This is a genomic window from Sediminicoccus sp. KRV36, assembly GCF_023243115.1.
In the GTDB taxonomy this organism is placed as follows: Bacteria; Pseudomonadota; Alphaproteobacteria; order Acetobacterales; family Acetobacteraceae; genus Roseococcus.
On record NZ_CP085081.1, the window covers coordinates 4757740 to 4770544 of the forward strand.

General features: G+C 65.9%; 12 protein-coding genes. 4 read left to right on the forward strand and 8 right to left on the reverse strand.

What is annotated here, in order from left to right:
* The 4 genes from LHU95_RS22595 to LHU95_RS22610 all read right to left on the reverse strand — a co-directional run bounded on the left by LHU95_RS22595 (position 1) and on the right by LHU95_RS22610 (position 4663).
* Positions 1–1623 (reverse strand): ABC-F family ATP-binding cassette domain-containing protein, encoded by a 1623-nt coding sequence (locus LHU95_RS22595; protein WP_248709207.1) that lies wholly within the window; start codon positions 1621–1623, stop codon positions 1–3.
* A gap of 84 nt (positions 1624–1707) precedes the next feature.
* On the reverse strand, positions 1708–2895 hold the full coding sequence (locus LHU95_RS22600; RefSeq protein WP_248709208.1) for a VWA domain-containing protein: 1188 nt from the start codon (positions 2893–2895) through the stop codon (positions 1708–1710).
* 15 nt (positions 2896–2910) lie between these two features.
* Positions 2911–3813 (reverse strand): toll/interleukin-1 receptor domain-containing protein, encoded by a 903-nt coding sequence (locus LHU95_RS22605; RefSeq protein ID WP_248709209.1) that lies wholly within the window; start codon positions 3811–3813, stop codon positions 2911–2913.
* 4 nt (positions 3814–3817) lie between these two features.
* Positions 3818–4663: a MoxR family ATPase gene (locus LHU95_RS22610; protein ID WP_248709210.1), complete on the reverse strand. Its 846-nt coding sequence runs from the start codon at positions 4661–4663 to the stop codon at positions 3818–3820.
* Between the two features lie 158 nt (positions 4664–4821).
* Between LHU95_RS22610 and LHU95_RS22615 the strand changes: the two genes are divergently transcribed.
* Positions 4822–5154 carry a hypothetical protein gene (locus LHU95_RS22615; protein WP_248709211.1) on the forward strand — a complete coding sequence of 111 codons (333 nt, stop codon included), beginning with the start codon at positions 4822–4824 and terminating at the stop codon, positions 5152–5154.
* A gap of 77 nt (positions 5155–5231) precedes the next feature.
* On the opposite strand, the gene LHU95_RS22620 is transcribed toward LHU95_RS22615, so the two are convergent.
* The 4 genes from LHU95_RS22620 to LHU95_RS22635 all read right to left on the reverse strand — a co-directional run bounded on the left by LHU95_RS22620 (position 5232) and on the right by LHU95_RS22635 (position 8948).
* A complete protein-coding gene (locus LHU95_RS22620) occupies positions 5232–5723 on the reverse strand; it encodes an RNA pyrophosphohydrolase (protein ID WP_248709212.1) in 492 nt (163 codons plus the stop codon).
* Positions 5720–6742, reverse strand: coding sequence for a divergent polysaccharide deacetylase family protein (locus tag LHU95_RS22625; RefSeq protein WP_248709213.1), 1023 nt, complete (start codon positions 6740–6742; stop codon positions 5720–5722). The genes LHU95_RS22620 and LHU95_RS22625 overlap by 4 nt, the downstream gene beginning before the upstream one ends.
* Positions 6743–6760: 18 nt before the next feature.
* A complete protein-coding gene (locus LHU95_RS22630) occupies positions 6761–8161 on the reverse strand; it encodes a S41 family peptidase (protein ID WP_248709214.1) in 1401 nt (466 codons plus the stop codon).
* Positions 8162–8357: 196 nt separating this feature from the next.
* Entirely contained in the window at positions 8358–8948 is a 591-nt protein-coding gene (locus LHU95_RS22635) for a NeuD/PglB/VioB family sugar acetyltransferase (protein WP_248709215.1), read from the reverse strand.
* A 54-nt stretch (positions 8949–9002) separates the two neighbouring features.
* Here LHU95_RS22635 and LHU95_RS22640 point away from each other — a divergent pair, with 54 nt between their 5' ends.
* From LHU95_RS22640 to LHU95_RS22650, 3 genes are all read left to right on the forward strand, one after another.
* A complete protein-coding gene (locus tag LHU95_RS22640) occupies positions 9003–10562 on the forward strand; it encodes a serine hydrolase domain-containing protein (protein WP_248709216.1) in 1560 nt (519 codons plus the stop codon).
* Between the two features lie 256 nt (positions 10563–10818).
* Complete coding sequence (locus LHU95_RS22645) at positions 10819–11601, forward strand: SDR family oxidoreductase (RefSeq protein WP_248709217.1); 783 nt, start codon at positions 10819–10821, stop codon at positions 11599–11601.
* A 12-nt stretch (positions 11602–11613) separates the two neighbouring features.
* Positions 11614–12495, forward strand: a complete 882-nt coding sequence (locus LHU95_RS22650; protein ID WP_248709218.1) for an alpha/beta hydrolase — start codon at positions 11614–11616, stop codon at positions 12493–12495.
* The last annotated feature ends 310 nt before the right edge of the window (positions 12496–12805 follow it).

Below are 12805 nucleotides of genomic sequence, written 5' to 3' on the forward strand. Positions count from 1 at the left end.
TCAGCCACGATGCAGGCCGGGGGCTTCCTGGCCTGTCCGCGCCACATATTCGGTATAGCCGCCGCCGTAGTCATGGATGCCCTCCGGCGTTACTTCCAGCACGCGATTGGAGAGGGCGGCGAGGAAATGCCGGTCATGCGAGACGAAGAGCATGGTGCCCTCATATTCCGCCAGCGCCGCGATCAGCATTTCCTTGGTGGCGATGTCCAGGTGGTTGGTCGGCTCATCCAGCACCAGGAAGTTCGGTGGGTCATACAGCATGCGCGCCATCACGAGGCGGGCCTTCTCGCCGCCTGACAGCACGCGGCATTTCTTCTCGATGTCATCGCCGGAAAAGCCGAAGCCGCCGGCCAGGGCGCGCAGCGAGCCCTGGGGCGCGCGGGGGAAGGCTTCTTCCAGCGCTTCGAAGACGCTGTGCTCGCCATCCAGCAATTCCATGGCGTGCTGCGCGAAATAGGCCATCTTCACGCTGCCACCCAGGGCAACGCTGCCCTCATCCGGCTCGGTGGCACCCGTGACCAGCTTGAGCAGGGTGGATTTGCCCGCGCCATTCGCACCCAGCACGCAGCAGCGCTCGCGCCGCCGGATCAGCACATCCAGCCCGTCATAGATCACGCGGTTGCCATAGCGCTTATGGACACGGCGCAGGTTCACCACATCCTCGCCGGAGCGCGGTGCGGGCAGGAATTCAAAGGAGAGCGCCTGGCGCCGCTTGGGTGGCTCCACCCGCTCGATCTTGTCGAGCTTCTTCACCCGGCTCTGCACCTGCGCGGCATGCGAAGCGCGGGCCTTGAAGCGCTCGATGAACTTGATTTCCTTGGCCAGCATGGCCTGCTGACGTTCGAACTGCGCCAGCTGCTGCTTCTCGTTCAGCGCGCGCTGCGCTTCGTAGAATTCGTAATCCCCGGCGAAGCTGGTCAGGCTGCCGCCATCAATCTCGATCACCTTGTTGATGATCCGGTTCATGAACTCGCGATCGTGCGACGTCATCAGCAGGGCGCCGTCATAGCCGCCCAGGAACTGCTCCAGCCAGATCAGGCTTTCGAGGTCGAGGTGGTTGGAGGGCTCGTCCAGCAGCATCACATCGGGGCGCATCAGCAGGATGCGGGCCAGCGCCACGCGCATCTTCCAGCCGCCTGAGAGCTTGGCGACGTCGGCATCCATCATCTCCTGGCTGAAGCTCAGCCCGGCGAGGACTTCGCGGGCCTTGCCCTCCAGGGCGTAACCGCCGAGTTCCTCGAAGCGGGCCTGCACCTCGCCGAAGCGTTCCAGCACGGCGTCGAAATCCGCCTGGTCGGGGTCGGCCAGGGCCGCTTCCAGCCCGGCCAGTTCGGCGGCAACGGTGCTGACATCGCCGGCACCGTCCATCACCTCGGCCACGGCACTGCGGCCGGACATTTCGCCCACATCCTGGCTGAAAAAGCCGATGGTGACGCCGCGCTCGGTCAGGACCAGGCCCTCATCGGGCTCCTCCTGGCCGGTGATCATGCGGAAAAGTGTGGTCTTGCCGGCGCCATTCGGGCCGACGAGGCCGATCTTCTCGCCCTTCTGCAGCGCGGCCGAGGCCTCGATGAACAGGAGGCGCTGGCCGTTTTGCTTGGTGATGTTGTCGAGGCGGATCATGACGGGCGGGGTGCTGCTTCGCGTGTTGCGGTGGGCCGATTCACGCGGCTTTCAGCGGGTGAAAGCCACGATCGGAGGGCCAGCTTATCGCAGCGCCCGGGCCATCTCGTCGAGGCCCTCCAGCGTCATGGGAAACATGCGCCCCTCCATCGCGTCCTGAATCAGGCCGATGGTGGTGGTGTAGCCCCAATGTTTCTGCGGCGTGGGGTTCAGCCAGGCGACGCGGCGGAAATGGGCGGTGATGCGCTTCAGCCAGACTTTTCCCGCCTCCTCATTCCAATGCTCCACGCTGCCGCCCGGCTCGATCACCTCATAGGGCGACATGGAGGCATCGCCCACGAAGACCACGCGCCAATCCGGGCCATAGGTGCGCAGGATCTCCCAGGTGGGGGTCTGCTGCTCGGCGCGCCTGCGGTTGGATTTCCAGAAGCGCTCATAGGGGCAGTTGTGGAAATAGAGATGCACGAGGTGCTTGAACTCGGATTTCGCGGCGCTGAACAATTCCTCCGAGGCGCGGATATGGTCATCCATGGAACCGCCGATATCCAGCAGCAGCAGCACCTTCACCGCATTGCGCCGCTCGGGGCACATCTTCAGGTCCAGCGTGCCGGCATTGCGCGCCGTGGCGCCGATGGTGCCGTCAATATCCAGCTCATCCGCCGCCCCCTGGCGGGCGAAGCGGCGCAGGCGGCGCAGCGCCAGCTTCATGGCGCGCGAGCTGAGGGCCGCGTCATCGGCCAGGTCGCGGAATTCGCGCTTGTCCCAGACCTTTACGGCGCGGCGGTGGCGTGAGCCTTCCTGGCCGATGCGCACGCCTTCGGGATTGAAGCCCTCGGCGCCGAAGGGCGACGTGCCGTTGGTGCCGATCATGCGGTTGCCGCCCTGGTGGCGCTTCTTCTGTTCCTCCAGGCGTTCCTTCAGCGTCTCCATCAGCTTCTCGAAGCCGCCCAGCGCCTGGATTTTCGCCATTTCCTCGGCCGAAAACAGACGCTCCGCGAGCTTCTTCAGCCATTCCTCCGGCAATTCGCGCTGGATGATCTCGCCGGTGACGGTGACCTCGGGTTCCAGCCCCTTGAACACCTGGCCGAAGACGACGTCGAAGCGGTCCAGATGGCGTTCATCCTTCACCAGTGTGGCGCGGGCCAGGTGATAGAAATTATCCAGGTCGTAATCCGCCACACCGGCCTTCATGGCGCCCATCAGCATCAACCATTCGGTGATGGAGGCAGGCAGCCCGGCCTTGCGGAGTTCGAGGATGAAGGGGGCGAACATTACGAGATCAACTCCCTAAAACGGTATATCCCAAAGGAAATTTACGTACTCTTTGAGGTGCTTGATGGTGCGTTTTTGGTTACCAGGGGCTTTTATCATACCGAATTCAATCATAGTTTCAAACGCAGCTATCCCCTGGCTGAGGAATTCGACGCATTCGGACGGAACATTCCCTTTGTTTTTTATCTTTTCATTGATTACTGACACCACGGATTGAAGAATCCAGGGCGCCAGTTCCTGTACAGATACGGCAAGAGCAACAGCGGTCCAATCTTTATCATTTTTGCCACCGATGCCCAACAGCATGACATGTTCCGGATCAATCGTATAACTGGCACCAATCTTCGAAAACGCAGCGTCGGTTTTATGGTCAAGACCCCGGACCTGGCTAACAAGTTCCTCCATAATATCATCAAAATTTCGCGTTTTTTTGACGATCTTTCTGGTATCAATCTTTGATATGTTAAATTCTATCTGATGCCACGCCGCATTAAATCCGGTATTGAGAATGTTTTGGTCAATAATATTTCCGGTGCATTTATTTATATGACTACAAATCTCTAGTATGTTTTCTTTTTTCCATGTAATGGCCTGAAATTGGGTGAGAGGGCCCTGTAAGTCTTTAACGTCTACATCGAATAATAGTGGAACAACCCGACCTGCATCAATTTGCTTACTCAGCGCTCCAGCCTCAAAATAAATCCAAGGAGACAACAAATTTTCATTTGTAATACAAATTATTCCAAAGTTTGAATCTTCGAGTTTTTGGGCGATTTCTGTCGACCAGCGACCCCCAGGCGCTATATCATTATTTGACATCCAGAATCGAGCGGATTGCAGTACCGGCTGCAAATTCTCTTGAAGTATCTCGGCTACCGTTCTACTAGTTGAGCCACTCCAGCTCAGAAATACATTCATGTATTTACCTCCTCGCGCGGCTCAGGAAGGCCAGCCGCTCGAACAGATGCACATCCTGCTCGTTCTTCAAGAGCGCGCCATAGAGCGGCGGGATGGCGACCTTGGTGTCGCTGGAGCGCAGCGCCTCGGGCGGCATGTCCTCGATCATCAGCAGCTTCAGCCAGTCCAGCAGCTCCGAGGTCGCGGGCTTCTTCTTCAGCTCCCCCACCTCGCGGATCTGGAAGAAGACGTTCAGCGCCTCCCGCGCCAGATCCGCGCGCAGATCGGGGTAATGGCTGTGCAGGATGCGCTCCATCGTCTCGCGGTCGGGGAAGCGGATGAAGTGGAAGAAGCAGCGGCGCAGGAAGGCGTCCGGCAGCTCCTTTTCATTGTTGCTCGTGATGATGACGATGGGGCGCTGGCGGGCCACCACCGTTTCCTTCGTCTCGTAGACATGGAACTGCATGCGGTCGAGTTCGAGCAGCAGGTCGTTGGGGAATTCGATATCGGCCTTGTCCACCTCATCGATCAGCAGCACCACCGGCGTCTCGCTCGTGAAAGCCTCCCAGAGCTTGCCGCGAATGATGTAGTTGGACACATCGCGCACGCGCTCATCGCCCAATTGCCCGTCCCGCAGGCGGGAGACGGCGTCGTATTCGTAAAGCCCCTGCTGCGCCTTGGTGGTGGATTTGATGTGCCACTCGATCAGCGGATAGCCCATGCTGCGGGCGATCTCCTGCGCCAGCACGGTCTTGCCGGTGCCGGGTTCGCCCTTGACCAGGAGGGGGCGTTGCAGGGCGATGGCGGCGTTCACCGCCACCTCCAGCTCGCGGGGCGCGATGTAGCGTTCGGTGCTGGCGAATTTTTTCACGCTTGCGGGCCTCTTGGAATGCAGGGCGCCATCTTCGCGCTTTCAGGGGTCGTGGCAAAGGGCACATTGCGAGAGGGCGCTGCCCTCTCGCGCTCTCCCGCCAGGAAACTAGTTTTCTGGACCTTCATTCCCGGAGCACGAGCCTGTATGCGGCGCGGATGGACATCTACTTTCTATCACTCGTCGCCCTTTCCATCGCCGGCATGATCGAGGCGCGCTGCTCCACGCCGGGGCTGCGCCCTGAATACGAGCCGGCGGACCGCGCCTTCCGCTGGCTCGGCCGTTCAGCCTTTGCCATGTGGCTGGGGCTGCTGGGCTTCGGCTTCTGGCAATTCGCCTGGTGGCAGCCGCTGGCCGGGCTGGTGGGTTCGCTCGCCGCCAATGCGCTGGTGCTGCAATATGGCGTGCGGCCCTACTGGCCTGGCGTTTCGATGGGGCTGGCGCTGCTGGGGCTGGGCTTCGCCAGCAAGGTGCTGTTCGACGCGTTCTGAGGGGCTGAAAACCAGCCTCCCGGCTGGTCAGGCACGCTGCGGCTCCGGCCCGGACGATCGGCGGGCTGGCCCTTCGATCAGGCCGCGAACGGCGCGAAATCCACCGCCAGCCGCTCATAGATGGCCCGCTTGAAGGGCACCGCCATCCCGGGCAGTTCCGCCAGCCGCGCCCAGCGCCAGGCGTCGAATTCGGGGTGTGGATCAAGGTCCAGCCGGATATCGGCATCCGTGCCCAGGAAGCGCAGGGCGAACCATTTCTGGGTCTGCCCGCGATACTTCCCGCCCAGCGCCTTGCCGATCAGTTCCGGCGGCAGGTCGTAATTCAGCCATTCGGGGTGTTCGGCAAGGATTTCGGCATGCGCCGTGCCGATCTCCTCCTCCAGCTCGCGGAAGACGGCCACGGCCGCGTCCTCGCCCTTGTCCATGCCCCCCTGGGGCAATTGCCAGCCGCCCGGCGCGCCCTCGGCATTGGGCATGTCGGCCCGGCGGGCAACGAGGATCAGCCCCGCCGCATTGAACAGGACGGCGCCCACATTGGGCCGATAGGGCCAAAGGCTGGGATCTTTCATCGGGCGGCCATCTCCGGGCGTCTCATCATGGCGGTGACGGGTGCCAGAACCACCCCGCGCGAGTCCAGCCGCGCGAACCATTCGGACAGGCGCTGCAGGGACACTGGCGTCACCTCGCCCAGATAGCCCAGGGCGCCGCCACGCTCGCGCGCCAGGCGCTCCAGCAAGGCGAGGCGCTGGTCCATCTCGCCGCGGGTATGGGGTTCATCCACCACCACATCGACGGCCAGGCCCCAGGCGCGCTCCGGATTGGGGGCGCCGGGGCGGGCGTCGAAATAGAGCAGGCCGCGGGCGTTCAGCGCCAATTGCATCTGCGCGAAGGGCTCGGCCAGGGCCGCAAAGCGTTCGCCCCGCATCGAGGTGAGCGCGCCGACGGCACCCACATGCCCAGGATAGCGCGCCAGCAGCCAATCCAGCCGCTGCGCGTTTTCGCCGGCGGAAAGCCCGGTCAGCAGGGCGCGGTGGCCGGGATCATTCATCGGGAAGCCGGTCGGCTCCATCGGCAGGGCCAGCAGCGTCTCGAAGCCACGGTCACGCGCCTGTTCGATGAGCGATGCGGGATTGAGGGCATAGGGCGTGAAGGCCAGGCCGATCTGCGGTGGCAGGGTGCGGATCGCTTCCTCGGAGAGGCTGGTGCGCAGGCCAATTCCCCCCAGGATCAGCGCCACCCGCGGCCGGGGGTCCTGCCGGTCGAAGGGGCGGGCATAGACGCGCATGGGCATGCGGCCATCCGGGCCGATGCGGGGCATGGCCCCCATGGCCGTATACTCCACCAAAGCCGGATCGAGGTGCCGCACCAGGTTTTCCGGCACGCCGCGCAGCGGCGGCACGCTGGGGGCAGGCGTCTCGACCGCCGCCGGCCGCTCAGCCGCGTTCTGGACGAGGTGAATGGGCGCAGCAGGCGGTGGCCCCAGGATGGCCAGGGTCACGCCACCGCCCCCCAGGCCGGCCAGGACCACCAGCCAAAACACCCCGAGCCAGAACCAGCCGCGCCCCTGTTGCGAAACCCCTTCGGACACGGTGGCGGCGTGGCTCCCCTAGCGCTGCGCGCGGCGCTGCGGATTGGCCGCGATGGCGCGCACCAGCGAAAGCCCCTGCTGCAACTGGAAATCCGTCTCGGGCTTGGTCGCGTCGAGTGTCGGCCAGCCCTCGGGCGGCTGGTTCTGCACGCGGCTGGTGATCGAGTTGGGCAGGTTCAGCGGCGGCAGGGTCACGGTGGGGGGGGCCGGCGTGGCGGCACCCTCGGCGCGGAGCGAGCGGCGCAGATCCTGCTCGCGCTCGCGCTCCCGCGTCGGGTTGGCGGCGGCCGTCTCCGCATCCTGGCGGGTCGCGCGCACCTCGAAATCGGGCTCGATCCCGGTCGCCTGGATGGAGCGGCCGGAGGGCGTGTAGTAGCGCGCCGTGGTCAGCCGGATGGCGCCATTATTGCCACCCAGCGGCATCACGGTCTGCACCGAGCCCTTGCCGAAGCTGCGCGTGCCCAACACCACCGCGCGGCGGTGATCCTGCAGCGCGCCGGCGACGATCTCGCTCGCACTGGCCGAACCGCCATTGATCAGCACCACCATGGGCAGGCCCTGGGTGATGTCGCCCGCGCGCGCATTCCAGCGCTGCGCGTCCTCACTGCGGCGGGCGCGGGTGGAGACGATTTCGCCCTGGTCCAGCAGATCATCCGTCACCTGTACGGCCTGGTCGAGCAGCCCGCCGGGGTTGTTGCGCAGATCGAGCACGACGCCCTTGAGGTTGCCGCCGGCCTGCTGGCGCAGCGTGGTCATGGCGCGGCGGAGATTCACCTCGGTCTGTTCATTGAAGGAGGTGATGCGGATATAGGCGATGTCATTCCCCTCCAGCCGGAAACGCACCACCTGCGGGCGGATCACGTCCCGCGTGATGGAGATTTCCAGCGGCCGGGCCTCGCCCTCGCGGCGGACGCTCAGGCGGATGGCGGTGCCGCGCTCGCCACGCATCTGCTCCACCGCCTCCTGCAGGGTCATCCCCTGGGTGGAATTGCCGTTGAGGTGGGTGATGAAATCGCCGGGGCGGATGCCGGCGCGGGCGGCAGGGGTTTCGTCAATCGGGGAGATCACGCGGATATAGCCGCCCTCCTGCGTCACCTCGATGCCGAGGCCACCGAATTCGCCGCGCGTCTGCACCTGCATGTCGCGGAAATTGCGCGGGTTGAGGTAGGCGCTGTGCGGGTCCAGCCCGGTCAGCATGCCGTTCACGGCATTCTCGACCAGGTCCCGGTCCTGCACCGGCTCCACATATTCGGCACGGACGCGGGCGAAGACATCGCCAAACAGCTGGAGCAGCCGATAGGTCTCGGCGCGGCCGCCATCGGTGGTTCCTTGCGCCCAGGCAGCCACCATCGGGCCGATGATGATGCCCGCGGCGAAAGCGCCTGCCACGGCAGCGGTGGTCCCGACCTTGAGCTTCATCCAGCCAGCCTCATCCTAAGGGTCACTTACGCCTTTCCCGCCGATGGTCTCAGGCGGGCCGACGGAATCGTCGGGATCAAACCGCATGATGCACCATCATGAGGCCCGGGAAAGCTTAAAGCTTTGCCAAGGCGGCGACAGAAGGCGGAGAAGTGCGCCTTTCGGGGCACATTGCAAGCCCGGGTCACGCTTTGTCTCAATTCAAGGGACGGGCGGGCACGCCGGCCACCACCGCGCCGGGGGGCACATCGGCCAGCACGGCCGCGCCCGCCCCCACCACCGCATCCGCCCCGATGGAGAGATTGGGCCCGACCACGGCCCCCGCCCCGACCACGGCGCGCATCCCCACCCGCACCCCGCCGCAGAGAATGGCACCAGGGCCGACATGGGCGCCCGCCTCCACCACCACATCATGCTCGATGATGGCGCCGGTGTTGATGAGGGCGAGGCGGCCGATCCGCGCCAGGGCGCCCAGCACGGCGCGCGGCATGATGACGGCCCCCTCCGCCACCTCGGCGCTGCGGGCGCGGATCACCGAGGGGTGCAGCAGCACGGGCAGCGGGCAAGCCAGGCGCCGGGCCGCCTCCAGCCGGAGCGCATTGCCACCGAGGGCGATCAGCAGCGGCCCGCCATCATGCGCCGCCTCATCGCCCAGCACGGGCAGGCCCAGCACCTCCGGCAAGGGGGCGCGCGCATCCAGAAAGCCGCGCGGCGCGAAGCCGGCATCGCGTGCCGCCTCGCAGACGGCACGGCCATGGCCGCCCGCGCCCAGGATCAGAATAACCATGTGGCACACTCGGGAATTTCGTGTAGGAGGCGGCAGCCATGGAGTTTTCGGGGTATGCGTGATCTGGATTTGCTGCGGCTGGAACGCCGGGTCGGGCTGATGCTCGCGCCACTGGTGGAACAGCCTGGCGCGGCGGTCGGCGTCACGCGCGATGGCGTGCTGCTGCTGCGCCGCTCGGTCGGCCTCGCCTCGATGGAGCTGCACCTGCCGCTCGGCGTCACGAGTTGTTTCCGCATCGCTTCCGTCTCCAAGCAATTCACCTGCGCCGCGATCCTGCTGCTGGAGCGTGACGGGCTGCTCCGCGTGACCGATCCGGTGCGCCAGCATCTGCCCGAACTGCCCGAATCCCTGGCCAGCATCACGCTCGATCACCTCATGCGCAACTCATCCGGCCTGCGCGACATGCTGGAATTGCTGCGGCTGGGCGGCGCCGACCTCGCGACGCCCGTGACCGAGGCCGAGCTGGACGCCGCCATCGCCCGGCAGGAGACGCTGAATTTCACCCCCGGCTCGCGCTTTCTCTATTCCAACAGCGGCTTCCGGCTGCTGGGCCGTGTCATTGAACGCGTCTCGGGGCAGCGCCTCGCCAGCTTCCTGGATGAGCGCATCTTCCAGCCCATGGGCATGACGCGAACGCACCATACGCCCGATCTGGCCGAGCCGGTCCGCGGCCTGGTGACGGGCTATCTGCCCCACGGCCAGGGCGGCTTCGTCCGCGCCCAGCACGGCTTCCCGCTGGGCGGCGAGGGCGGGCTCGTCTCCTGCGTGGAGGATCTGGCGCTCTGGGCGCGCAGCCTGGCGGTGGGCGGGCTGGGCGGCGGCCTCGAAGCCGCGCTGGAGGCAACGACGGCGTTCAACAACGGCGTGGTGAACCGCTATGCCCTCGGCCTCGATGTGGAGAGCTGGCGCGGGCTTCGCGTGGTCAGCCACGGGGGTCTTTGGCCCGGCTTCAAGACCGCCTTCCTGCGCGTCCCGGAGAAGCAGCTGGCGGTGATCGTCATCGCCAATAACGCCAGCCTTGATCCACACCACATGGCCCTGCAGGTGCTGGAAGCGGCCCTCGATGGCGATCCGGCCCTGGCCCCCGCCCCGCCGGCGCTGGATCACGCGGCGATGACGGGCAGCTGGCTTTGCGAGGCGGATGGGCTCTCGCTCGATGTCTCGGCGGCGGGCGTCGCGCGCATGCATGGCGTGCCCTTCGCCCTGGTTCCGGCCGAGGATGGCCGCATGACCGCCCGGCGCGGCGCCTTCCCCTTCCGCGCCGCCCTGCCCGAGGGCGAGACCATGGCGGTGGAGTTCGATGCCGGGCACCGCGCGGTGTTCCGACGCGCCACGCCGGTCACGCCGCCCGCCCTGGATGGCGTCTGGCATTGCCGGGAGCTTGCGGCGGAATGGCACATCTCGGGCCAGGCGGTGCGGGCGCTGGGGCCGATCCGGCGTGGCCCGGACTGGGGCATCACGGCATTCGGCCCGCGGCATCTGCGCATCGCCATGCCCTCCGCCCTGTATGAGGGCTGGGCGGATGCGGTCCTGGCCGAAGACGGGCAGAGCCTGGTGGTGAATGCAGGGCGGGCGCGCGGCCTGGTCTTCACGCGGAGCTCGCGCGGCTGCTGAAACAGCCCCGTGGTGGGGTCGAGGGGCCAGCCCCTCGAGCTCCCCGGCAGGGTGAAAACCTGCGTGGTTTTCACGGTTTCCTGCACCTTCATTCGGGGGTTATGCGATCGCAGATCCAGGACACCGGGTTTCCTGGTGGGGTTGGCCGCGAAGCGGAGACGGTGCTTGAGGGCAAAGCCCTCTCGTTCATCAGCCGCCTGCTCGCGCGGCACGGCGCTTGCTACGCTTCCCGGGCCATTCCGGGAAGAATCACGCCATGGACCTCCGACTGCGCGGCAAGACCGTGCTCATCACCGGTGCCTCGAAGGGCATCGGCCTCGCCTGCGCGCGCGGCTTCGCGGCCCAGGGCTGTGACCTGCACCTGGCCGCGCGCTCCGGCGCATTGCTGGAGGCGGCGCGGGCCGAGATCACCGCCACGCATGATGTGCGCGTGACGCTCCATGTCGGCAGCCTGAGCGATGACACGGCCATGCGCGCCCTGGCGGAGGCGGCGGGCGAAGTGGACATCCTGGTGAACAATGCGGGCGATATTCCGGCCGGCGATCTCGAAGCGGTGGATGACGCGGCCTGGCGCCGTGGCTGGGACCTCAAGGTCTTCGGCTATATCAGCCTGACGCGCGCCTATTGGGCGCGGATGAAGGCGCGCGGCCATGGCGTGATCATCAACGATATCGGCAATAGCGGCGAGAATTTCGACGCGCGCTACATCGCCGGCTCCTCCGGCAATGCCTCGCTGATGGCCTTCACCAAGGCGCTCGGCGCCGTCTCGCTCGACCATGGCGTGCGGGTGGTGGGCATCAATCCCGGCCCGGTGGCGACCGAGCGCATGGTAAAGATCATGAAGCGCCGCGCGCTGGACTGGCATGGCGATGAAAGCCGCTGGGAGGAGCTGTTCGACAAATACCCCGGCAAGCGCCCCGCCACGGCCGAGGAGGTGGCGGATCTCACGCTGTTTCTCGCCAGCCCGCGCGCCGGCTACATCACCGGCACCATCGTCACCATTGATGGCGGCATTGCCGCGCGCGGCAGCATCATCTGAGAGGAGGGCGCGATGCCCCATGTCACGGCCCCCGACGGCGTCCGGCTCTGGGTGGAGGAAAGCGGGGAGGGTAGCCCCATCCTGTTCATCCATGAATTCGGCGGCGACCATCGCAGCTGGGAGCCGCAGCTGCGGCATTTCGCGCGCCGCCACCGCTGCATCACCTTCGCCGCGCGCGGCTATCCGCCCTCCGATGTGCCGGGGGAGGTGGCGCGCTACAGCCAGGCCATCGCGGTGGCGGATGCGGTGGCCGTGCTGGATGCGCTGGGCATCGCGAAGGCGCATGTGGTGGGGCTGTCCATGGGCGGCTTCTGCGCGCTGCATCTGGGGCTGAACCACCCCGAGCGCGCGCATTCCATCGTCGCCGCCGGGGCCGGCTATGGCGCGGAAAAGGCCTTTGAGGATTACTTCCGCAGCGTCTCCCTCGCCGTGGCCGAGGGGTTCGAGACGCGCGGTGCCGCCGAATTCGCCAAGACCTACGCGATGGGCGCATCGCGTGTGCAGTTTCTCAACAAGGACCCGCGCGGCTGGGCGGAATTCGCGACCCAGCTGGGCGAGCACAGCAGCCAGGGCTCGGCCCTCACCATGCGGGGTGTGCAGGCGCGGCGGCCCTCGCTGCATGACCTGGAAGCCGGATTCCGCGCCATGGCACTCCCCACGCTGGTGATGGTGGGTGATGAGGATGATCATTGCCTGCAGCCGGCGCTCTACCTGAAGCGTGTGATCCCGGCCTGCGGCCTGGTCGTCCTGCCCAAGACCGGCCACACGCTGAACCTGGAGGAGCCGGCGCTGTTCAACCTGCACCTCGCGGAATTCCTGGCGATGGTGGAAGCCGGGCGCTGGGGGCCGCGCGATCCGCGCGCCAATCCGGCGGAGGTGATGAAGGTTTCTTAGAGCATCATCCGTTCAAACGGGATCGTTTGGACGGATGGAGCTGCTCCGAAATCAATGGGCCAGAGGTTGTGTCGTAAGCCCTTGCGAACGGAACAACCTCTGGCAGGCGGCTGATGAACGAAGGCGCTTCGCCCGCTCGCCTTGACTCCGCTTCGCGGCCAACCCCACCAGGAAACCCGGTTTCGTCCATTTTCGATCGCATGAACCCCCGAATGAAGGTGCAGGAAACAAGTTTCCTGCCGGGGAGCTCGAGGGGCTGGCCCCTCGATGCCATCGCGCGGGCTTTTCACCAGCCGCGCCAGCTCCCGGT